The 23,101-nt window shown below is 48.0% G+C and carries 20 protein-coding genes and 2 tRNA genes; 15 read left to right on the plus strand and 7 right to left on the minus strand.

Annotated features, from left to right (window positions below; all coding sequences use genetic code 11):
• Positions 1–44: 44 nt before the first annotated feature.
• On the minus strand, positions 45–905 hold the full coding sequence (gene folD / locus EXY25_RS15685) for a bifunctional methylenetetrahydrofolate dehydrogenase/methenyltetrahydrofolate cyclohydrolase FolD (RefSeq protein ID WP_130567579.1): 861 nt from the start codon (positions 903–905) through the stop codon (positions 45–47).
• Between the two features lie 180 nt (positions 906–1,085).
• Here folD and EXY25_RS15690 point away from each other — a divergent pair.
• The 8 genes from EXY25_RS15690 to EXY25_RS15725 all read left to right on the plus strand — a co-directional run bounded on the left by EXY25_RS15690 (position 1,086) and on the right by EXY25_RS15725 (position 9,825).
• Positions 1,086–1,162: transfer RNA gene (locus EXY25_RS15690), tRNA-Arg, on the plus strand.
• Positions 1,163–1,372: 210 nt separating this feature from the next.
• The gene (gene tig, locus EXY25_RS15695; RefSeq protein ID WP_114339934.1) at positions 1,373–2,683 is read left to right on the plus strand and encodes a trigger factor; all 1,311 of its coding nucleotides are present in this window, start codon (positions 1,373–1,375) and stop codon (positions 2,681–2,683) included.
• Positions 2,684–2,768: 85 nt separating this feature from the next.
• Positions 2,769–3,398, plus strand: coding sequence for an ATP-dependent Clp endopeptidase proteolytic subunit ClpP (gene clpP / locus EXY25_RS15700; protein ID WP_114339935.1), 630 nt, complete (start codon positions 2,769–2,771; stop codon positions 3,396–3,398).
• An 89-nt stretch (positions 3,399–3,487) separates the two neighbouring features.
• Positions 3,488–4,768, plus strand: coding sequence for an ATP-dependent protease ATP-binding subunit ClpX (gene clpX, locus EXY25_RS15705; RefSeq protein WP_114339936.1), 1,281 nt, complete (start codon positions 3,488–3,490; stop codon positions 4,766–4,768).
• Between the two features lie 124 nt (positions 4,769–4,892).
• A complete protein-coding gene (gene lon / locus EXY25_RS15710) occupies positions 4,893–7,247 on the plus strand; it encodes an endopeptidase La (protein WP_114339937.1) in 2,355 nt (784 codons plus the stop codon).
• 183 nt (positions 7,248–7,430) lie between these two features.
• A complete protein-coding gene (locus tag EXY25_RS15715; RefSeq protein ID WP_114339938.1) occupies positions 7,431–7,703 on the plus strand; it encodes an HU family DNA-binding protein in 273 nt (90 codons plus the stop codon).
• A 69-nt stretch (positions 7,704–7,772) separates the two neighbouring features.
• Positions 7,773–7,849, plus strand: a tRNA-Asp gene (locus EXY25_RS15720).
• 77 nt (positions 7,850–7,926) lie between these two features.
• Positions 7,927–9,825: a SurA N-terminal domain-containing protein gene (locus EXY25_RS15725; RefSeq protein WP_130567581.1), complete on the plus strand. Its 1,899-nt coding sequence runs from the start codon at positions 7,927–7,929 to the stop codon at positions 9,823–9,825.
• A 62-nt stretch (positions 9,826–9,887) separates the two neighbouring features.
• On the opposite strand, the gene EXY25_RS15730 is transcribed toward EXY25_RS15725, so the two are convergent.
• From EXY25_RS15730 to pspF, 6 genes are read right to left on the minus strand one after another with little or no spacing between them, the layout of a single operon-like run.
• Positions 9,888–10,643: an ATP-binding cassette domain-containing protein gene (locus EXY25_RS15730; RefSeq protein ID WP_114339940.1), complete on the minus strand. Its 756-nt coding sequence runs from the start codon at positions 10,641–10,643 to the stop codon at positions 9,888–9,890.
• Complete coding sequence (locus tag EXY25_RS15735; protein ID WP_114339941.1) at positions 10,640–11,656, minus strand: oligopeptide/dipeptide ABC transporter ATP-binding protein; 1,017 nt, start codon at positions 11,654–11,656, stop codon at positions 10,640–10,642. Before EXY25_RS15735 ends, EXY25_RS15730 begins: the two co-directional genes overlap by 4 nt.
• Positions 11,653–12,543 carry an ABC transporter permease subunit gene (locus EXY25_RS15740; RefSeq protein WP_114339942.1) on the minus strand — a complete coding sequence of 297 codons (891 nt, stop codon included), beginning with the start codon at positions 12,541–12,543 and terminating at the stop codon, positions 11,653–11,655. Before EXY25_RS15740 ends, EXY25_RS15735 begins: the two co-directional genes overlap by 4 nt.
• A complete protein-coding gene (locus tag EXY25_RS15745) occupies positions 12,536–13,561 on the minus strand; it encodes an ABC transporter permease (protein ID WP_114339943.1) in 1,026 nt (341 codons plus the stop codon). Before EXY25_RS15745 ends, EXY25_RS15740 begins: the two co-directional genes overlap by 8 nt.
• A 2-nt stretch (positions 13,562–13,563) precedes the next feature.
• Positions 13,564–15,225 carry an ABC transporter substrate-binding protein SapA gene (gene sapA, locus EXY25_RS15750; RefSeq protein ID WP_207232183.1) on the minus strand — a complete coding sequence of 554 codons (1,662 nt, stop codon included), beginning with the start codon at positions 15,223–15,225 and terminating at the stop codon, positions 13,564–13,566.
• A gap of 6 nt (positions 15,226–15,231) precedes the next feature.
• Entirely contained in the window at positions 15,232–16,323 is a 1,092-nt protein-coding gene (pspF, locus tag EXY25_RS15755) for a phage shock protein operon transcriptional activator (RefSeq protein ID WP_130567583.1), read from the minus strand.
• A gap of 176 nt (positions 16,324–16,499) precedes the next feature.
• Between pspF and pspA the strand changes: the two genes are divergently transcribed.
• The 7 genes from pspA to gmhB all read left to right on the plus strand — a co-directional run bounded on the left by pspA (position 16,500) and on the right by gmhB (position 22,697).
• On the plus strand, positions 16,500–17,189 hold the full coding sequence (gene pspA, locus EXY25_RS15760) for a phage shock protein PspA (protein ID WP_130567585.1): 690 nt from the start codon (positions 16,500–16,502) through the stop codon (positions 17,187–17,189).
• Positions 17,190–17,219: 30 nt separating this feature from the next.
• A complete protein-coding gene (gene pspB / locus EXY25_RS15765; protein WP_114339946.1) occupies positions 17,220–17,459 on the plus strand; it encodes an envelope stress response membrane protein PspB in 240 nt (79 codons plus the stop codon).
• The gene (gene pspC / locus EXY25_RS15770; RefSeq protein WP_114339947.1) at positions 17,459–17,854 is read left to right on the plus strand and encodes an envelope stress response membrane protein PspC; all 396 of its coding nucleotides are present in this window, start codon (positions 17,459–17,461) and stop codon (positions 17,852–17,854) included. The genes pspB and pspC overlap by 1 nt, the downstream gene beginning before the upstream one ends.
• A complete protein-coding gene (locus EXY25_RS15775; RefSeq protein ID WP_130567587.1) occupies positions 17,855–19,273 on the plus strand; it encodes a YcjX family GTP-binding protein in 1,419 nt (472 codons plus the stop codon).
• Complete coding sequence (locus tag EXY25_RS15780) at positions 19,270–20,301, plus strand: TIGR01620 family protein (protein WP_130567588.1); 1,032 nt, start codon at positions 19,270–19,272, stop codon at positions 20,299–20,301. Before EXY25_RS15775 ends, EXY25_RS15780 begins: the two co-directional genes overlap by 4 nt.
• Positions 20,302–20,504: 203 nt before the next feature.
• Positions 20,505–22,067, plus strand: coding sequence for a transcriptional regulator TyrR (gene tyrR, locus EXY25_RS15785; RefSeq protein ID WP_114339953.1), 1,563 nt, complete (start codon positions 20,505–20,507; stop codon positions 22,065–22,067).
• 63 nt (positions 22,068–22,130) lie between these two features.
• Positions 22,131–22,697 carry a D-glycero-beta-D-manno-heptose 1,7-bisphosphate 7-phosphatase gene (gene gmhB / locus EXY25_RS15790; RefSeq protein WP_130567590.1) on the plus strand — a complete coding sequence of 189 codons (567 nt, stop codon included), beginning with the start codon at positions 22,131–22,133 and terminating at the stop codon, positions 22,695–22,697.
• Positions 22,698–23,101 lie beyond the last annotated feature (404 nt).

Genomic DNA, 23,101 nt, shown 5'->3' on the forward strand with positions numbered 1-23,101 from the left:
CCCACATGTGTGGGCGTTTTTTTTAGGGTAATAGGCAACTCATGTTAATCGTTGTCGTGGTATAGCTCGCAGGCTTCTAAGGTATTTTCAATCAAGCTGGCTACCGTCATTGGGCCAACTCCACCCGGTACAGGGGTGATGAATGCCGCTTTTTCTGCTGCCGGCGCAAACTCAACATCACCGACCAAGCGTCCGTCATCTACTCGGTTGATACCAACATCAATAACGTAAGCGCCCTCTTTAACCCAGCTACCAGGGATAAATTCAGGCTTACCTACGGCAACCACCAGGATATCGGCACGGCGTACTTCGGCTTCGAGATCTTCAGTAAAGCGATGGCAACACGTGGTGGTGCAGCCAGCAAGCAGCAGCTCTAGGATCATTGGTCGACCAACAATGTTGGAGGCACCAACGATCACCGCGTGTTTACCGTGAAATTTAACACCCGTTGAATCAAGCAGGGTGATCACCCCTTTTGGCGTACATGGGCGTAGCGCTGGAATGCGTTGAGCCAAGCGGCCGATGTTATACGGATGAAAGCCATCCACATCTTTATCTGGGCGGATCCGCTCCAGTACCACCTCTGAATTGATATGTTCAGGTAGCGGCAGCTGCACCAAAATACCGTCGATAGCAACCTGTTCATTGAGCTGATCGATTAACGCAAGCAATTCATCCTGCGTCGTTTTACCTGGCAGATCATGGGAAACCGATACGAATCCCACTTCGTCACAGGAGCGGCGTTTACTACCAACGTAAACGGCCGAGGCAGGGTCGTCGCCGACCATGACAACGGCGAGGCCGGGCGCACGTTTACCGGCATCAAGACGAACTTTAACCCGTGCGGCGACGGATTCTTTTACCTGCTTAGCAATTGCTTTGCCATCAATAAGCTGAGCTGCCATGTCTACCTTTGCTATTATTGGAACGAAATTATGGTTGCCGAGCATTGTCTCAGAATGTGGTTAAGCTTCCAACTATGCTTTTCGCTTGATTTGCACGATTGACCGCTGGATCCATACTCGCTATTATGCCGCCGCTTTTGCGACAAAGCGGTCTTCGATTTTGTCCGATGCAATCATAAAGCGCCCGTAGCTCAGTTGGATAGAGCATCCGCCTTCTAAGCGGATGGTCGCAGGTTCGAATCCTGCCGGGCGCGCCATCTCTTGATTACTCGACTCTCTCTATTAACCCCGCTATAATGCCGCGTCATTTTTCGCCGTCGCCGAAGTGTGGTTTAGTCAGTCAGCTGGCTTTTTCCGACCGCGAAAACAGAATTCATATTGGTGGCAGTGTTAACGGAATGTCGTTCGCTGTCCTAAATACCGTAAGAAAACAGAGAGTAAGCAGCTCTCGATATTGAGGTAGCAAGATGCAAGTGTCTGTTGAGACTACTAGTGGTCTGGAGCGTCGCCTGACCATTTCTGTTCCTGCTGAGCAGGTAGAAAAAGAAGTGGAGAATCGTCTCCGTCGCCTGTCTAAGACTCAGCGCATTGACGGCTTCCGTCCAGGCAAGGTGCCTGTGTCCGTTATCCGCAAGCGTTATAGTGATGCCGTTCGTTATGAAGTTGCTGGTGAGCTTGCTCAGCGCAACTATTTCGAAGCTATCATGGCTGAGAAGATCGCCCCTGCAGGTCGTCCTGAACTGGCTATCGTTAAAAACGAAGCGGGTGCGGATCTAGAATTCACAGCAACTATTGAAGTCTATCCAGACTTTGAAGTGGCTGGCCTGGAAACGGTTGAAGTTGAGAAGCCTAGCGCAGAAGTGACAGATGAAGATCTGGCTAACATGATCGAAACACTGCGTAAGCAGCATGCTACTTTTGCTGAAGTGACTCGTGCCGCTGCTGAAGGTGATAAGACTTTCATTGATTTCGTTGGCACCGTTGATGGCGAAGAGTTTGATGGCGGCAAAGCTGAAAACTTTGAATTGGTTATCGGCGCTGGCCGCATGATCCCTGGTTTCGAAGATGCTGTTGCTGGTAACAAAGCAGGTGACGAAGTCGTTGCTAACGTGACCTTCCCTGAAGACTATCACGCAGAAAACCTCAAAGGAAAAGCCGCTGAGTTCAAGATCAAGATCAACAAGATCGAAGGTCAGGAACTGCCAGAGGTGAACGAAGAGTTTGCAGCTAAGTTCGGTGTAGGTGATGGTACGGTTGAGTCTTTCAAGACTGAAGTAAGCAAAAACATGCAGCGTGAGCTGGGTCAAGCGCTGAAAAACGCGGTAAAAGAGCAGGTTATTAACGGCTTATTGGCCGCTAATGAAGTTGACCTGCCTAAAGCTTTGGTTGAGCAAGAGATTGATGCTTTGCGTCAGCAAGCGCTACAGCGCTTTGGTGGTGCCGAGCAGCAAAACTTGCCTGAACTACCTGCTGACCTGTTTACTGAGCAGGCCGAACGTCGTGTACGTACCGGCTTAGTATTGGGTGAGTTGATTAAAGGTAATGAGCTGGAAGCCGACGAAGAGCGTGTGATGGAGCAGATCAACACGCTGGCGACTGCTTATGAAGATCCATCAGAGGTCGTTAACTACTACAAAGGTAACGAAGAGTTGATGCAGCAAATGCGCAATTTGGCTCTGGAAGATCAGGCGATTGATTTAGTGCTGAGTAAGGCAAAAGTCACTGAAGTGACCAAAACCTTTGACGAAGTAATGAATCCAGCTCCTAATAACGCCTAAACAGCGTTGACTTGTGCGGCCTCGTGCCGCATATAATGGCTCGACTGAATTATTCACTCGAGCCATTTTTATATCTAGGAAACACATGTCAAATTTCGAACAGCCTTCCGCTTTTGATCCGCTAGCCTCATTGGTACCCATGGTTGTAGAGCAGACAGCCAAGGGAGAGCGCGCTTACGATATCTATTCTCGCTTACTCAAAGAGCGTGTGATCTTTATGGTTGGGCCGGTCGAAGACCATATGGCAAACCTGATTGTTGCACAGATGCTATTCCTTGAGTCAGAGAGCCCAGAAAAAGATATTTTTCTCTATATCAACTCTCCAGGTGGTTCAGTAACGGCCGGCATGGCGATCTACGACACGATGAAGTTTATCAAGCCGGATGTGAGTACCGTCTGTATCGGCCAAGCCGCCAGCATGGGGGCTTTCCTTTTGTCTGGCGGTGCGAAGGGCAAGCGCTACTGTTTGCCAAATAGCCGAGTAATGATCCACCAGCCGTTGGGCGGTTTCCAGGGCCAGGCATCGGATTTTGAAATTCATGCCAAAGAGATCCTGTCTATTAAAGAGAAGATGAACCGGTTAATGGCAGAACATACGGGGCAGCCTTATGAACAGGTTTCTCAAGATACAGATCGAGACAACTTTATGAGCGCTTATGACGCGAAAGAGTATGGCTTGGTAGATGATGTTCTGACACGTAGAACAGAAGTGTGATAACGTTTTACTAAGTTCGGCTTATACTGGTTGTATGCCTATGAAAGTTTTGAGCCTGGTAAGCGGAAGTTAAAAGTGAGGATTTGTGCATGACTGATCATCGAAAGGGCGGGGATAGCGACAATAAACTGCTGTACTGCTCTTTTTGCGGCAAGAGCCAGCATGAAGTGCGCAAACTGATAGCAGGGCCATCGGTTTTTATTTGTGATGAGTGCGTAGAGCTCTGTAACGATATTATTCGTGAAGAAATAAAAGATCTGCCTAATAAGCGTGATGGTTCCAGATTACCAACACCACATGAGATCCGGGATCACCTGGAAGGCTACGTGATTGGTCAGGAACACGCGAAGAAAGTGTTATCGGTTGCGGTTTATAACCACTACAAGCGCCTGAAGAATACCGACGTCAACGATGAAGTTGAGTTAGGTAAAAGTAATATTTTGCTCATCGGTCCAACAGGTAGTGGTAAAACATTACTGGCGGAAACGCTGGCCCGTTTTCTTGACGTGCCTTTCACCATGGCTGATGCCACAACACTGACCGAAGCAGGTTATGTGGGTGAAGATGTCGAGAATATTATCCAGAAATTGCTACAAAAGTGTGACTACGACACAGATAAAGCACAGCGCGGCATCGTGTATATCGATGAGATCGACAAGATCTCGCGTAAATCTGACAATCCAAGCATTACGCGAGATGTCAGTGGTGAAGGTGTACAGCAAGCGCTATTGAAGCTGATCGAAGGTACCGTGGCGTCTGTGCCTCCGCAAGGTGGCCGTAAGCATCCGCAGCAAGAGTTCTTGCAGGTTGATACCTCCAAGATATTGTTTATCTGTGGTGGTGCCTTTGCTGGGCTGGATAAAGTGGTTGAGCAGCGGGTTAATGTGGGTACTGGTATCGGTTTCGGTGCCAAGGTTAAAGATTCTGATGAGAAGGCGTCGCTTAGCGATATGTTCCGTCAGGTTGAGCCGGAAGATCTGGTTAAGTATGGCCTTATCCCTGAATTTATTGGCCGTCTTCCTGTTGTAGCAACATTGGAAGAGCTGGACGATGAAGCCTTGATCCAGATCCTGCAAGAGCCAAAGAACGCGTTAACGAAACAGTACAGTGCTTTGTTCCGCCTTGAAGAGGTTGAACTGGAGTTCCGTGATGACGCTCTGCGAGCAATAGCTCGTAAGGCGATGGATCGTAAGACTGGCGCCCGTGGTTTGCGCTCGATAGTTGAGCAAATATTGCTCGATACTATGTATGATCTGCCATCAATGGAAAATGTCGCAAAAGTGGTTGTTGATGAAACGGTGGTTACAGGTGAGTCAGATCCAATTCTGATTTACCGTGGAACCGAGCAACAAGTCGCTTCAGCAGACTAAAGTCGTACAGATAATGACCAACTAAGGGGCTTCGGCCCCTTTTTCCGTATTTGCCGATTGAATCGGCTTTCCATGCCCCCATATACTGTTGAAATAAGTCCTTATCCTCTGGTGGAGATCCTGCATGACAGAAGAGCGTTTGGAACGCATAGAGATCCCTGTACTGCCATTACGTGATGTAGTGGTATACCCGCACATGGTGATCCCACTGTTTGTTGGTCGCGAAAAGTCTATCCAATGTCTTGAAGCGGCGATGGAAAATGACAAACAGATATTCCTGGTGGCACAGAAAGATGCATCAGTTGAAGAGCCGGGTACCGAGGATGTGTATGACGTCGGTACGGTAGCCACCATATTGCAGCTGCTAAAACTGCCTGATGGTACGGTGAAGGTTTTAGTCGAAGGAAGCCAGCGTGCTCGTATTGAGCAATTTACCGCGTCGGAAGATTTCTTCGAAGCGGAAGTACAGTACTTAACCACGCAAGTGGAGATGGAAGAGCGCGAGCTCGATGTGCTTGTCCGCTCGGTGATCGCACAGTTTGAAGGTTACATCAAACTGAATAAAAAGATCCCGCCCGAAGTACTGACCTCCTTGCAGGGAATAGAAGAGCCGACTCGTCTGGCTGATACGATGGCGGCCCATATGCCGTTGAAGCTTGATGATAAACAGAAAGTGCTTGAGGTGGTCAGCGTTAACGAACGCCTCGAGTTCTTAATGGCGATGATGGAATCCGAAGTTGACCTGTTGCAGGTTGAAAAGCGGATCCGCGGTCGCGTTAAGAAACAGATGGAAAAGAGTCAGCGCGAGTACTATCTGAATGAGCAGATGAAAGCGATTCAGAAAGAGCTGGGTGAGCTGGAAGAAGGTCCTGACGAATTCGAAATGCTGAAGAAGCGTATCGAAGAAGCGAAGATGCCCGATGAAGCCAAGGAGAAGACAGAAGCGGAATTGCAGAAGTTGCGCATGATGTCACCTATGTCCGCTGAAGCGACGGTTGTTCGTGGTTATATCGATTGGATGGTCGGGTTACCGTGGCATAAGCGCAGTAAGGTGAAAAAGAACCTTGCTGGCGCGCAGACCATTCTCGACAAAGACCATTTTGGCCTCGAGAAAGTCAAAGAGCGTATTCTTGAGTACCTTGCCGTACAGAATCGGGTACGCAAGCTGAAAGGCCCTATTTTATGTTTGGTTGGGCCCCCTGGCGTGGGTAAAACTTCTCTCGGGCAGTCTATCGCGAAGGCGACAGGGCGAAAATATACTCGCATGGCATTAGGCGGCGTGCGTGATGAAGCTGAAATACGCGGTCATCGCCGAACTTATATCGGTTCTATGCCGGGTAAGCTGCTGCAGAAGATGAGTAAGGTTGGGGTGAAAAACCCGCTGTTCTTGCTTGATGAGATCGACAAAATGGGCAGTGACATGCGTGGTGATCCGGCATCTGCGCTGCTAGAAGTACTCGATCCTGAGCAAAACAACAGTTTCAATGACCACTATCTTGAAGTGGATTACGATCTGTCGGACGTGATGTTTGTTGCCACCTCCAACTCGATGAATATTCCGGCGCCTCTGTTAGACCGTATGGAAGTGATCCGCTTAGCGGGTTACACCGAAGATGAAAAGCTTAACATCGCCCGTGAACACCTATTGTCAAAACAGGTTGAACGTAATGGCCTCAAGGCCAATGAAGTTGAGATTGAGGATAGTGCCATTAATGGCATTATTCGTTATTACACTCGCGAAGCGGGTGTACGTAATTTGGAGCGAGAGATCTCCAAGCTATGTCGAAAAGCGGTCAAGCAGTTACTACTGAAAGAAAAAGCTGTGCCCATTCGGATCACGAATGAAAATCTGAAAGAGTACTTAGGCGTACAGCGTTACGATTTCGGTAAAGCGGAAGATAACAACCGCATCGGCCTAGTCAATGGCTTGGCTTGGACGGAAGTCGGTGGGGATCTACTGACTGTTGAAGCGATGTCGGTGCCCGGTAAAGGCAAGCTTTCGTTCACCGGTTCCCTTGGTGAGGTGATGCAGGAGTCCATTCAGGCTGCGATGACAGTGGTGCGTTCTCGTGCTGACAAGTGGCGTATTAGTCCTGATTTTCATGAGAAGCGTGATATTCACGTACACGTGCCAGAAGGGGCAACGCCCAAAGATGGTCCGAGTGCGGGTATCGCCATGAGTACAGCTTTAGTTTCTACGCTGACAGGCAATCCGGTGCGTGCAGATGTTGCGATGACCGGTGAGATCACGCTACGTGGCGAAGTACTGCCGATTGGTGGCTTGAAAGAGAAACTGTTGGCCGCACACCGCGGTGGTATTAAGCGGGTGATCATCCCCCATGAAAATGCCAGAGACCTTGAAGAGATCCCTGATAACGTGAAGCAAGACATGGAAATTCATCCGGTACGCTGGATCGAAGACGTGTTGGAGTTAGCGTTACAGGAGCCTGCGGAAGGTTTTGCAATTGCTAAGAATTAGATCTAGGTAACGAAAATAATGCGGGTTCGGTGATCGTGCCCGCGGATCTGGCTCAATCCCTCATAATTCAAGGCTTCGCGCCTTGCGTAGCGGATTTAAGCCTGATATAAAACGTCGCTAGTTGCGGTAAACAAATAATAAATTGCTGCAACCAATGAATAGAATAAGAAAGGGGATGACACCGTGAATAAGTCTCAACTTATTGATCAAATTGCTGATGGAGCAGATATTTCAAAGGCGTCTGCTGGCCGTGCGCTAGATAGCTTCGTCGATGCTATTACTGAAGCTCTTAAAGATGGCGACCAGGTTGCTCTGGTTGGTTTTGGTTCTTTTGTAGTTCGTGAGCGTGCTGCTCGCACTGGTCGTAACCCACAAACGGGTGCAACCATCGATATCGCTGCTGCTAAAGTTCCTGCGTTCAAAGCCGGTAAGGCTTTGAAAGACGCTGTAAACTAATTCACGGCCGCGTTAGCGGCTGGAATTTGGTTTACGCGTCATACACTGCAGATGTAAGTCTGCAGTTATGGAGTGGTAGTTCAGTTGGTTAGAATACCGGCCTGTCACGCCGGGGGTCGCGGGTTCGAGTCCCGTCCACTCCGCCAATTTATCGAAGGCGCATCCGACGACGATGCGCTTTTTTTATTTTAGTTTTGCGTAAGCGCTAACGAGAGACAACAACATGCTGGATAAGATCCGTGAGGGAGTTCACGGCCCCGCCGCCAAAATTGTATTGAGTTTAATCATTTTGTCATTTGCTTTTGCGGGCGTCAGTAGCTACATGGGCGGTAACAATGCACAGCCTGCTGCCGTAGTGAATGGTGAAGAGATCAGCCCTCGGGCATTTGAGGCTGCTTATCAGAACGAACGCGCGCGCATGGAGCAGCAGTTTGGGCAATTGTTCAATCAGTTGGCAAGTGATAGCGCTTATATGCAGCGCTTTCGCGCGAGTGTTTTGGAGCGCCTGATTGACGAAGTAGTCACAGACCAGGCTGCTGATGAATTAGGCCTAACTATCAGCGATGAACAGATTAAATCTGCCATTAAGGAAATGCCTCAGTTCCAAGTGAATGGGCAGTTTTCTAATGATGTGTATTTGAGTACTGTTCGCCGTCAGAACATGTCAACGTCGCAGTTCCGTGAATATCTGCGTCGCGAAATGACCCGGCGTCAATTGTTGCAGGCGCTGATTGCGACCGATTTCGTTACCGAGGCGGAATTGAAGCAACGCTATATGCTGGACAATCAGACGCGCGATATTCGTCTGGTGACCATTGATTCAGCAACCTTGCTTGGGCAGGTTGAGCCTTCAGATGAAGAGTTGCAGCAGGCCTATGAAATGCAGGCACAGCGCTTTGTTACGCCTGAGCAGATCGCACTTGAATATATTGAATTGAAGGTGTCGGATCTGGCTGCTACGCAGTCAGTAAGCGATGATGAGATCAATGCTTACTACAGTGACAACTCTGCTCTGTATATGCTGCCAGAACAGCGCAAGGTTGCGCATATATTGTTGCCAGCGGAAGATAGTGAAAAGGCCGCTACGTTAGTGTCTGAATTAGCAGCTGGTGCTGATTTTGCAGAACTGGCTAAAGCTAACTCTATCGATACTTTTAGTGGTGAAAACGGTGGTGAGCTGGACTGGTTTGAGCGTGGAACCTATGGCGAAGATTTTGATGATGCATCATTTGCTTTAGCTGTTGGTGATGTATCAGCACCAGTAGAAACAACTAATGGCATTCACCTGATCAAGTTGCTAGATGTTAAACCGTCGGTTCAGCAACCACTTGCGGAAGTGACCGATAGCATTGCGCTACAACTTAAGAAGCAGAAAGCTGAAAGCGATTTCATAGAGTTGCAAACGGCAATGACCAACGTAGCGTTTGAAGTTCCTGACACGCTGGAGGATGCTGCTAATGCGGCAGGCCTAGAAGTGCAAAAAACGGCTTTGTTCAGCAGAGAAAGTGCGCCAGCACCATTTAATAATGGTGAGTTGCTAAATGCAGCGTTTAGCGAAACTGTCTTGCTGGAAGGCCTGAATAGCGATGCGATTGAAGTTGGCGGTGAGCAAGTGATCATTGTGCGCTTGTTGGAGCATAAACCCTCTGCACAGCTAACGTTTGACGAAGTTAAGCCGCAATTGTTGACTGATGTGAAGCGACGTCTTGCTGGTGAGAAGGCTGACGCAATTGCAGCTGAACTCACAGAGAAGTTGTTAGCTGGTGAAGATGTCACGGCATTGCTGACTGAGAATAGCTTGGCATTTGAAGAGAAGTTGGCGTTGACACGCTATGGTAGTGATGTGGCTCCAGCGGTTCGCGATGCAGCATTTGCTTTAGCGCCGTCGACTGATGGCACTGCAAGCGCAGAACAAGCTTCGATCCCTGGCGGGAAGTATGCCGTGGTTGAACTGTTAAAGGTCAATACTGCAACCTCGCCAGAGCCAGCGCAATTGACCGCGTTGGAAGCGCAGGTTTCTCCGCAACTTATTGAGCAGGCTTATCAGCCGTTGATCGCGATGCTTCGTGACCGGGCAGAGATAAGCTATCCAGTGGTAGCGACAGAAACATTGCCCCAGTAAAGCGTCATATGAATAAAAAAGAGAGGCAATAGCCTCTCTTTTTTTTGCCTTAACAGCGATAACTATAAAGCTAGAAGTTGTCTAGAATAAGCTTCCTTTGGCTGGTTCAGTATCTGCTCAACCTGACCGTACTCGATCGTTCGCCCTGACTGCAACACCATGAGCTTATCGCACATATGTTCGATGATCTCACGATCATGGGTGATCATTATGTAGGAGAGATCCCGCTCTCGTTGCAATTTGAGCAGCAGATTAATGAGCTTGGCTCTGACCGATACATCGACCGACGACAACGATTCATCGGCGATAATCACTTTTGGGTTGGTGATCAGGGCTCGTGCTAAAGCCACACGGTGTTTTAGTCCACTTGACAGCTGATCCGGATAAAAATCGATATGTTCGTGCAGAAGCCCTACATCTTGTAAGGTGTCGAGCACGCGCTGCTTTCTGTCCGCTTCTGGCATTGAAATCGCTAGCTTTAAGGTGCTATCCAGTTGTCTGCCTATGGACAGGTTTGGGTTGAGCGATGCACTTGGGTCTTGAAACATCATACGGATTGAGCGGTGGTACTCATCGCTGCTGACCGCATCAACGCGCTCTCCCTCCATCACTAAGGTGCCTGTGGTGACGGTTTCAGCCCCAGCAAGAACCCTGGCCAATGTCGTTTTACCTGATCCTGCCGCACCAATAATAGCGAGTGTTTCACCTGCCCCTAGTTCAAAACAGATGCGGTCGATTGCTGGCTCGGGCTCAGGGTGCCATGGCATAGCCATTTTGGGTTTGTAGATCTTGGTGAGGTACCGTGCGGTGAGGATCATGACTTGTCCTTTTTGCGCAGAGCATCGAGATTTAAAGGATAGTGGCAACGGTAGCTTCTACCTTTAAATCGTTTCAACAGAGGTAGCTCTACACATTGTCGCTGAGCATAAGGGCAGCGTGGACCTAGGCGACAGCCAATTGGCATATGTTGTAGCGTTGGTACGCCACCTCTTAACTCTGGTAAAGGGGCTTTCTTAGTTACTTGCCCGGAAAAGCTTGGGGTACTGGCCACCATCGCCTCGGTATAAGGGTGCACAGGAAACTGGATCATTCGCTCAGTAAGGCCTGATTCAACAACGTGGCCTGAATACATCATGGTGATCCGGGTGCTTAATTGCGCAGCCGTGTACATATCATGACTGAGTAGCAAAATACTCATGTTGTGTAGCTGATTGAATTTTCTGAGTAGCCGAAATAGTTGCCCCTGTGCTCTGGGCTCCATGGTGGCTGTAGGCTCATCGGCAATCAATAGACGTGGCCTCAGGGCAATCGCCATGGCAATGACCACCTTTTGGCAGAGCCCCTCAGAGATCTCATGAGGGTAGGCTTTCAACAGACGCTCATGGTCCTTTACACCGACTTGATGGAGCAGTGTGATTGCTTGCTGACGTAGCTTTTTCCTTGCTCTAAAGAAGTTTAACGGGCCTTTTGTTATCGTTCGCGGCAAGGCTTCTAGCAGCTGCTCTTCGATGCGTACGATGGGATCAAGACTGTTCGCAGGGTCTTGAAAGATCATCGCGATCTCGTTGCCCATTAGCTCCCTGCGTTGTTGGAAATCCATCGCTTGCAGATCTTCGCCTTCATAAAACATGCGATCGGCAATAACGGTCCAATCATCTGACAGCAGGCCGATAATCGCTTTGGCTAATAGGCTTTTACCAGAGCCTGATTCGCCTGCCAGCGCGTGTATTTCGCCATCGGCGAGAGAAAGACTGACCTTATCGACAGCTGTCACCAATCCGTCTTGGGTATTAAGCGCTATGGTGAGGTTTTTGATATCCAGTAGACTCATGATTTAGCCTTACTGATTGAATTACGAAAACCTTCGCCGACAACGTTCACTGACAACACACATATGAGAATGGCGAAACCGGGAAAGGCGACTGTCCAGGGGGCGCGGTAAATCAGCTCTAGTCCACCGGACAGCATGGTTCCCCATTCAGGCGAGGGCGCTTGAGCGCCCAATTTTAGAAAACCTAATGCGGCAATATCTAAAATGGCTGTCGACAGGGAGATAGTGAACTGCACCATAATCGGTTCAATTAGGTTAGGTAGCAGGGTGAAGAGAAATAGCCTTGCGCCTTTTTCACCATCGAGAGTCGCCGCAGTGACATAGACCTTGCTCATCTCTTGCCGAATAGCGTTATTGACTGTTCGAATAAACTGCGGGATTTGCGCAAGTCCAATAGCAATTAGTACCTGTTCTAACCCTGAGCCTAAAATTGCTATAACGACGATGGCCAAGAGTAGCGAAGGGATAGAAAGGATAGTGTCTAGAATATGATGCAGCACGCTCGACTTTAAGCCGCGAGTCATGCCGGCAAAAACACCGATGATAATGCCGGCAAGTGCGCAAACCATCACGACCAAAAGACTACTGCCAAATGAGTATCGGGCCCCATAAATCAGGCGGCTGAGTACGTCGCGGCCTAGATCGTCGGTGCCAAAGAAAAACTCTACCTGCCCCTCTTTGTACCAAGAAGGGGGAACCAACAACTGGCCTAAATGTTGTTCATCGGCACTGTATGGTGCAATAAGTGGCGCAAACAGCGATAGCACGGCCATCAATAACAACCAGTAAAATGCGGCCATATAGATGGGGTGTTTACGGAATTCTGCCAATGCCCTCGACAGCGGTGAAGGCATACCTGCATCATCGTAGATATCGTGACTAAGCATTGTAGTCCTTACGCGCGATGGGATCGGCTGCGGTATGAAGAAGATCGTTAATCACTGTGGCCAGAATAATGAAGGTTGATACAGCTAATAAGCCGCCCTGTATTGCCGGATAATCTCGTTGATAAAGGCTGGCTACTAACCACTTACCTATTCCCGGCCAAGAGAATATATTTTCAGTGACCATGGCGCCGGTCATTAATGTGCTGATCTGCAGCCCAAGTTGCCGTGACACTGGCAATAGGCTGTTGGGGAGAGCGTGTTTGCGCAATACACGCCAGCGGCTAATGCCACGCGCTTGAGCTGCTTTGATAAAATTTTGCTTAAGCAAGCTGAGCATGGTCGCGCGGGTTGTTCTGATCACCTGTGTGGTTGGCACGGTAGCGAGCACCAGTGTTGGTATAATGATATGTGCTAAGGCATTTTTAAATGCTTCATTCTTATAGGATTGGTCTGAAATCAAGATATCTATGAGGATGAAGTTGGTCACCGGTTCAATATCATACAGTAAGCTAAGCCGCCCAGAGATAGGGAGTAATCCTAGCCCCAGGGCCAGTATCATGATCATCAATAGCCCCCACCAGAATACCGGGATGGAGATACCAAGCAGGCTCAGTGTCATGACGGTATGGTCTGTGATGCTCTCTTTTTTTAATGCTGCAAGAGAGCCAATCGGCACGCCGATAACCATGGCGAGTACGAGCGAGTAGAACACCAGCTCCAATGTCGCAGGGAATGTTTCTTTAACTTCATCCCAAACGTTTTCCCCAGATGTCAGTGACCGTCCCCAATTGCCATCGAAAATATTCCCAAGATAATGGAAATATTGAAGGATGTAAGGACGATCAAAGTAGAGTTCACTGCTGAGCTTTTGATATTGATCGGGGGTGAGGTTATCTAACCCAGTGGTGAGATAGACCGGATCGCCGGGTACGATATAGATCAGGCTGAATGATAGTAGTGATAACCCGATGAAGGTGAAGATGAATAAATTCATCTTTCTTAATGTATAAGTCAGCATCGTTAGTTACGCTCGGCGTCCGCAAATCGGATGCCTCCATAAGGATTGAGGTCCATACCTGTTATTCCTTTGCGATACGCTTGGAATCTTAATGCATGAGCAATAGGGAAGATAGGTAGCTGCTCTGAGATAATCTTTTGAGCATCACTGTAATACGCTTTGCGTTGGATGCGGGAAGGGGTTTCCAGCGCTGAGTTTAGCAAGCGATCAAATTCGAAATCGCACCACTGGGCACGGTTGGTGCCATAACTGAGTGCCTGACAGGTCAACAGAGGCCTAAAAAAGTTGTCAGGATCAGCGGTGTCAGCCATCCAACCTAAGAGCGTGGCGTCATGACGGCCAGCTTGCAGGTGTCTTCTAAAGGTTTGCCAATCATAAGAGACGATCTCAGCGGTGATACCAACTTTTTTCAGATCTGCTTTTATTAATTGCGCCATTTTTAGCGGGCTCGGGTTATAGACCCTGGGTACTGGGGGCGCCCAAAGCTCGAAACTGAAGCCCTGTTCGAGCCCCGCTTCTTGTAATAATTCGCGCGCTGTTTCAGGGGCATAATCAAGTACGGGTAAGGCATCGTTATAGGCCCAGGAAACGGGTGGCAGTACCGAATTAGCTAAAGTGGCGGTGCCAAAATAAACTGCCGCTAACAGGCGCTCGCGATCGATGGCATGAGCAATGGCGCGACGCACCCGAGCATCATCAAATGGCGGATGTTGGGTGTTGAATGCGAGGTACCCTACATTGAGTCCTGTTTGTAAGTTGAGCTTAATCTGTTCACTTTTACGCAGTAGTGTCATCTCACTGGCTGAGGGGAGAGCGATAACGTCGCATTCGCCAGTGATTAACTTGGCGAGGCGTGCAGAGGGTGCAGGAGTGATATCAAAAACCAATCTTTCCAACTTGGCAGGCGGCCCCCAGTACGCCGGATGACGGCGATACTTGATATAGGAATCTTTGCGGTAAGTGGCAAAGCTAAACGGTCCTGTGCCGATGGGACGACTATCTATATAGGACTGTTGTCGCCGTTTCTCCAACCATTCACCATATTCAGCTGACAAGATGACGGCAAAGTCGGTCGCCAACGTGGTTAGAAAGCTGGCATCCGGGCGGAGCAGATCAAACTGCACGGTGAACGGATCTGGCGTCGTCACCGACATAACCAAGTTGTCTAAGCCGACACTTTGAAAATAGGGATACTGGCCACCACCAACATGATGATATGGATGCTCTTTATCTAAAATGCGCGAAAATGAAAAAGCGACATCTTCAGAATTCAGGGTTCTGGTGGGGCGAAAGAAATCGGTATGGTGGAAATTAACACCTTGACGCAACTTGAAGCGATAGCTCTTTTGATCGCGGCTAATACTCCATTTAAATGCCAGTCCCGGGGTAATATTCCCCTGATTGTCGACATCGACTAAACGGTCATAGAGTTGATGGGTTGAAGCATCAATGGTCGTACTCGAGGTGCCTATTTGTGGGTTAAATGTCTCTGGACTACCTTCTGAACAATAGATTATGCCCTGGTGTGGGCGAGTGTTTTGTCCATAGTCGCGGAGTAACCATGTTAGCGTAATGATGGCTAATGCGATAAACCCTAGCATGACAAGGCGCAAGCGCACCCTGAAACTATGACGACGTACTTTTGGTAAACGGCCGTTTTCCATGTTCAGTTATCTAAACTCGTCCAGTAATGAATATTTCTTCAATATGCCGCGCAGTTGGTGGTAGGTAAGATCCAAGGCATCTGCTGCTTTTCGCTGATTGAATTGAGATTTTTGCATCGCGTAACGCAATAACTCTATCTCGTAATCTCGCAATGTGTCTTTGAGCTTAATCGGAAATTCTATCTCTTGCATGGCGGAAGAGGGTAGATTTTTATCACCTAGATCTTCTTTACTCGTGTTTTCACTTGCTGGAGGTGTTGTATTGTCGAGCGTTCTGCGATCATTGGTTCTGACTATGCTGCGGGGGCGGTAGGGCGAATCAAATGGATCCAGGGTTATCTGGTGAACCGGTAGGTGAGCATTGTTATGGCGGTAAACACTTCGCTCTACTGCATTTTTTAACTCACGTACATTTCCTGGCCAATCATAAGATTGTAAAATTTCCTGTGCCGAACGGGTAAAGCCGCTAAATAGCTCCATCTCTAATTGCCGAGCCATATTGATAGCAAAGTGCTCTGCGAGCAGCATAATATCTTCGGGACGTTCTCTTAACGGTGGCAGGGTGATCACATCAAATGCCAAGCGATCCAATAGATCGGCTCTAAATTCACCTTGCTCCGCTAGAGTGGGGAGATCTTCGTTCGTGGCGGCGATCAATCGTGTATCAATGGTGACTGACTTTGAGCCACCGACACGTTCAAATTCGCCATACTCAATTACTCGAAGAAGCTTTTCCTGCACCACGCCGGATGTATTGGCTAACTCGTCTAGAAATAGGGTGCCACCATCGGCGCGTTCAAAGCGCCCAGCGTGACGTTTACTCGCACCTGTAAATGCGCCACTCTCATGACCAAACAACTCACTCTCTAGCAGGCTTTCATTCAATGTTGCGCAATTAAGCGTGAGATAATTTTGATCCCAACGTTGAGACAGGTAGTGTAAACGCTCTGCAATCAGTTCTTTACCTGTGCCACGCTCACCGATAATGAGTACGGGTTTGTTCAGCGCAGCGACTTGACGAACATGCTCGATAACCTGCATAAAGCTGTTAGATTGCCCGATCAGGTTGTCTTTCTTTCTGCTTCGAGTCGATGACATGTGGTTATTTTCACCAAGAATTGGTTTTTTCCAATAATATGCCTCTTTGAGATTTACGCAAGCAAATAGCCTAACCTTTTGTTTTTTATTGTTAACTATCTATTTTTTGAGGTTGGCTTGTAAATTGCTTTTGTAATGGCATATAGATAATTCATTGTAAGTAATAGAGGTGTGTCATGGGTGTATTTTCTCGCTTCTCAGATATTGTTAACTCGAATATCAACTCTTTGTTGGATCGAGCAGAAGATCCGGAAAAAATGGTTAGGCTGATTATTCAAGAGATGGAAGATACCTTGGTTGAGGTGCGTTCTAACTCTGCACGGGTTATCGCAGAAAAGAAAGATCTCGTGCGCCGCATCGAACGCCTTAAAGGTGAAGCAGATGATTGGCAGGCTCGTGCCGAATTGGCCCTAAGTAAAGACCGGGAAGATCTGGCGAAAGGCGCGTTGCTCGAAAAGCAAAAAGTGACAGATGCTGTATCGGCAGTGGAAGCTGATTTGGCGCAGCATGAAGAACAGCTGACGAGATTGAAGGATGAAATTGGCCAATTACAGGACAAACTGAAAGATGCGAAAGCACGTCAACAAAGCATTTTATTGCGCCGTGAGACGATCTCTTCACGTTTGGAAGTAAAAAAGCAGTTGGATAGCGGTAAAGTCCAAGACGCCATGGTGCGTTTTGAGCAGTACGAACGTAAGATTGATAATCTCGAAGCGGAAGTTGAATCTTATGATTTAGGTACTCAGGCGGAAAGATCATTGGCGCAGCAGTTTGAAGATTTGGAAGCTGAAGATACGGTGACCAATGAGCTTGAGGCCTTGAAGAAGAAGTTAAAGGCCGACAAAAAATCAGCAAGTAAAGCTTAATCAGTTGAATCATCGCGAAGGAGAATAGGCGTGGATTACGAAGCATTAGCAGGCATTATCGCGGCACCGTTTATTGTTTTTATGGTGTTTGTGGCGCCAATCTGGTTGTTTCTCCATTATCGAAGTAAACGCCAGGTTAGTCAGGGATTGAGTGCAGATGAGATGGCGCTGTTGACCGAGTTGGCGAATCGTTCAGAAAAAATGGCCGACCGCTTGGATACCCTTGAACGAATTCTTAGTGAAGAGATGACGGCAAGAGGGCACGAATAATGGATGAACAAGTTAAGAAAAAGCAGCTTTATCGCAGTACTTCTCGGCAGAAACTCGCGGGTGTCTGTGCTGGGCTTGCGGACTACTTTGGCTTTGAAGTGTGGCTTGTGCGTGTCGTTGTTGCTTCAGCCATTATTCTAACCGGTGTTTTCGGTTTGCCATTACTAGCTTACGTCGTGTTATGGCTGGTGCTAGATAAAGCGCCAGAAGGTAACCAGTTTAGTCAACCTCCCCATACCGTAAAGTCTCACGTGTGGCAGGCGGGAGAGCCTCCTCGGCAGGCGTTTAAAGAAGTGGTGACACGCTTTGAAAAGCTGGAGCTACGTTTACGGCGACTTGAGCAAGTCGTGACATCAAGTGAGTTCTCCTTAAAGCGCGAGATTAATAAGTTATAGATGAAGAAGGATTCAGGAGTTGGTCGTTGGTTAGATAAAGTGAGTGGCGGTGCGCAGCAAGCATTTGCCCGCTCACTGGATCGTCATTTGGTGCTCGCTGTTACCGGCTTATCAGGCGCAGGTAAGTCCGCATTTATTACCAGTCTACTATTTCAGCTTATTAATTTTAGAGATGCCCGCTTACCTTTTTTTAAGCCTTGTGCCGAGCAGCGCCTATTGGCGGTCAGGCGTATACCCCAGCAGAGGCTGGACTGGGTCCGTTACCCTTATGAAGATTCGTTGACCGCACTCTCTTCTGAACCACCCTGTTGGCCAGAGCCAACCAAAGGGGTGAGCACGGTTAGCTTGGAATTGGCATATCGCCCCACTAAACAACCGTTAGCGACATTGACTAATCGTGCTTTGATGCAATTGGATATTGTTGACTACCCGGGTGAGTGGCTACTCGATCTACCATTACTGGAGCTAGATTATCGTCAATGGTGTGAGCTATTTGCCACCATGTTGCCTAATCGCCCTGAAGTACCAGCACTGACCGACTGGAAGTTGTCGATTGATACTATCGACTTGGATGCGCCGGCGGATGAGTTTCATATTGCAGAGGTTGCTCAACAATACGCTGAGTTGCTTCAAGCTTGGCGTTGTCAGGGTGCATATCTGTTGCAGCCCGGGCGTTTTGTGTTGCCTGGAGAATATGAAAATACCCCGTTATTGCATTTTTTCCCTTTGATGACCGTCTCCCAAGATACCGCTAAGTTTAATCGAGGCAGTGTGGGGGAGATGTTGGAGAAGCGTTTCGAACAGTACAAGTCCAAAGTGGTAAAGCGCTTTTACAAAGATTACTTTTCACGTTTCGATCGTCAGATAGTGCTCGTTGATCCATTAACCGCCTTAGGAGCTGGACACAATCAATTGTTGGAGATGCAACAGGCGCTATTACAGGTCCTAGGCAGTTTTCGATACGGTCGTAGCTCAATAATCCGGCGGCTATTTTCGCCCAAGATTGAAAAAGTGATGTTGGCAGCTACCAAGGCTGATCATGTGACGCCGGAACAGCATGAACCACTAAAAGGCCTCATTCGACAATTACTGCTGACAGAACAGAACCCGTGGGCTTTCTCTGATATAGCTTTCGATTGCATTACATTGGCGTCTATTCGTGCCAGTAATTCTGGAAAGAGCCAGCTGACAGGTGGTCTTAAGCCTATGCTGAAGGGCGTGAGGTTGAGTGATAGAGAGGAGATCATTACCTTTCCAGGGGAAGTACCGGCGAGCGTACCGTCGTCACAATTTTTTAATGACCATCAATTCAGCTTTGTACCTTTCGCACCTCCCGTGATAGGTAAGAGTGATAATCAGGTGCCACACATAGCCATGGATCGCGTATTGCAATTCTTGCTAGGGGATAAACTGCAATGAGTAAGGCTAGGAAAAAATCTAATTATCAACAGCAGCAGCTTTTTGAATCGGAGCAGCAGGATACGCCTTTGACGTTGGAAAAAGCTGTTGTGCTAGATGATCTAGATAACTGGCAGGAAGATGAGTCCTTTGGCGAAGACGCTTTGCAAGAAGAGCAACAAGCACAGAGTACCTTCGGTGCGCGAAAGCACCCTCTACTTTGGTTAACCTTATCGCTTGTCTCTGTAATTTCAGTGATTGAGGCAATACAGTTTTTTGATCAAAAATGGCATCAAACCCCTGCCATCGCGCTGTTATATGGTGGCGTATTCCTACTCGTTGGCAGCTGGGCGGTTGGGGCAGTTTTTAACGCGTGGCGCCGCAGTGCCCAGTTAAGTCGAGTCAATGAGCGCAGAGCGGTTGCAGAGGCGATTAAAGAGGGTGAAGTGAGCGATGATATTATGCTCTTTTGCCAGCGGATGTTGCCTGCAAAATTGGATGAATCAGTTAATGAGGCTGTTGAGCGATGGAAAGCTAATGTTGAGGCTCACCACTCAGATCAGGAAGCGCTAGCGCTTTTTGAACGGGATGTTGTCGCTGTCCTTGATGACCGAGCTAAACGAGTCGTTGCCAGATGGTCTAGTGAGGCGGCTATTTTGATTGCCATTAGCCCACTGGCAGCCATTGATATGCTATTAATTGCTTGGCGTAACGTTAGGATGATTGACGAGATTGCTGATGTTTATGGTATTGAACTTGGGGTGTTCAGTCGCTGGATGCTGGTAAAGGCCGTCATACTGAACGTTATTTATGCTGGGGTGAGTGAAACTCTGAGTGATGTTGGTTTACAAGCATTGGGCGCCGATATGACAGGAAAGCTTTCAGGACGTGTTGCTCAAGGCATGGGAGCGGGCTTGTTAACCGCGCGTCTTGGCGTTAAAACAGTGCAGTTGTGTCGACCCGTTATATTTACTGAAGTCCCCCCACTTCGCGTTCGCTCTGTTGCAGGAGAGATCTTTGCTGCGATTAAAAAACGCGCCATTGGTTAGTCAGCGCTGAACCAAAATTCGGTGGTTTCTCTCTTCTGTAGTGGCTTATTTACTGTCTATTCCCTTAGTATTCTATTGATAAAACTGTGATTTTTTGTTTGTTAAGCTAATTTTACATCTACAGGTAGCTTAGTTTTTCAAGCTGTATTATTATTTTTACACCCTGAATAATGACAATAACAGAATAGCTTTGGGTGGAAGATATGCGTTTAGAAGTTGTGTGCGAAGACCGCCTGGGAATCGCTCAGGAAGTCCTGGTCATATTGGTTGAGCATGGTATCAACCTGAAAAGTATCGAAACGGACCAAAAAAGAAACATCTTTCTTAATTTTCCTGGTTTAGCTTTTGAAGAGTTGCAGAAGTTAATGCCTGCACTTCGTTTGATCCATGGTGTTGAAGATGTCCGCACAGTCCCTTATACGCCCTCTGAGCGTGGTCATTATGAATCAGAAACATTGTTGAGAACGCTTCCTGATCCAGTTTTTTCCATCGATTTAAAGTGCCGTATTGTTGTCGTCAACGAAGCGGCAGCCATCGCTTTGCGTCTTAAAACCGAGAAGATCGTCGGTGGCGGTCTCAACCAATGGGTACATGGCTTTTCTTTTCAGCGCTGGATGGAAGCTGATGAGGTGATTGCTCAAGCCGCGAAGATTACGATGGCTGGTAAAACTTATCTTGCAGATGTGTTACCTATTCGAGTTCCTGATTTAGAAGGTCAGTCCATTTTGGCTGGCGCAGTGGTTGTATTGAAGTCAGTGGATCGTTTAGGTGAGCAAGTAACAGCGTTTCAACGCCAGAGCGATGATGGCTTCTCCCGCATCTTTGCCGAAAGTAGTCATATGAAGCGTGTATTAAGCCAAGCGAGAAAAATGGCTCAGTTAGATGCACCACTGCTTATTCATGGCGAAACGGGTACGGGCAAAGAGTTGTTAGCCCGTGCTTGTCACGAGTTCAGTTTTCGTGGTGATAGACCGTTTATTGCCCTGAACTGTGCCTCATTGCCTGATAACGTGGCAGAGCATGAGCTTTTTGGATTCTCGGCTAATGCTTTTGAAGGCGCGGGAGAGGGTAAGCGCGGAGTTTTTGAACAGGCTGATGGTGGTACTGTTTTTCTCGATGAAATTGGTGATATGTCTGAGGGGTTGCAGGTTAAGTTTCTTCGTTTTCTCCAAGATGGCACCTTCCGCCGTGTTGGTGCAGAGGAAGAGGTTAAAGTGAGCGTGCGGGTGATCTGCGCAACACAGAAAGACCTGCCCGCGATGGTTCAGCAAGCGGAATTTAGAGAAGACCTCTATTACCGATTGAACGTCTTAAATCTGCGAGTACCAGCTTTAAGAGAGCGTAAGGCTGATATTGTCCCGTTGGCTGAGTTGTTTGTTGCCCGATATAGTCGGCAGTTGGGGCGTCCTACACCTAATTTAACCAAACAGTGTCAGGATGTTGTTCAGCAGTACCCATGGCCAGGTAACGTGCGCCAGCTTGAGAACTCTGTTTATCAAGCCGTTTCGTTACTTGAGGGCCATGAGATTGATGCTGAAGATCTGCAGCTTCCCTCTTATAGCAGTGGCTTCGGTTACTATGATGATAATTTTGAGGGCTCTCTCGAAGAAGCCACCAAGCGATTTGAAAGCAATTTACTGCGGCGCTTGTATCCCGCTTATCCGAGTACTCGGCAGTTAGCGAGAAAGCTTGGTGTGTCTCACACGGCGATCGCTAATAAACTCCGTGAGTACGGGATTAACAAGAAAAGCATCAGTAACACATAGAGAAGAGAATAATGGGTCGCGGTGCGACCCATTTTCTTATTAAGCGCGAGAGAACAGCTTTTTATGAGTAAACCGACAGTTTTTCTTGATCGTGATGGCGTTATTAATGTCGACCATGGCTATGTGCACACTGTTAGCGAATTTGAATTCATCCCTGGCGTACTGGAAGCTGCGGCGAAATTGACGGCAGCGGGCTATCGATTGGTCGTGGTGACTAATCAATCGGGGATAGCGCGGGGATATTACACGGAAGGTCAGTTCCAGAGATTGACTGAGTGGATGGTTGAACAGTTCAAGCAAGCTGGCGCTTGTATAGAGCACGTCTATCACTGCCCACATCACCCCGAAGGTCAAGTGGCTAGTTTCGCCGTTAATTGCGATTGCCGTAAACCTGCACCGGGGATGTTTTATCAAGCTAAGAAAGATCTAAATATTGAGCTCTCAGAAGCAATGATGGTCGGAGACAAGGGCGATGATATGAGAGCAGCGCAAAATGCGGGGTTAAAGCTCTGCTTTTTAGTGAAAAGCGGAAAGCCTGTTTCAACTGAGTCAGTTGAGCTCGCTGACTATGTAGTAGAGAGCCTCGCTGAACTTCCTGCTTTATTGAATAAATTGTTTATATCTAAATAAACTAATAATATCAGTCGATTAGGTTTTTACCCCTTTGTTCTGGCACTTGCTTGTGAGCAAACTTTGTTCGGTTGAACTAAAATGTGTGTTTTTGGGGTTGCGTTCAGGATTAATCTCCCTATAATGCCGCCTCACTCGCTCAGGGCGAGGCAGCGGGAAGAAACGAACGGTTTAAGTTTTTATCTTTCTTCTGGTCACTTAGTAAAAAAGATGTTTTTACTGGGTTGACAGCGGGGCTAAGAAGCGTAGAATGCGCAGCCCTTGCCGCGGACAACGAATGAGTTGACCGGGCAGCCAAGCTAAGGTTTGGCGAGATGCAACAGCATCGTTCTTTAACAATTTGGTCAGACAATCTGTGTGGGCGCTCACGGGTGTTGAAGTAATCAAAGATTATTCAACGAAAC

Origin of the sequence: Corallincola spongiicola (assembly GCF_004284785.1) — a bacterium.
In the GTDB taxonomy this organism is placed as follows: domain Bacteria; phylum Pseudomonadota; class Gammaproteobacteria; order Enterobacterales; family Neiellaceae; genus Corallincola; species Corallincola holothuriorum.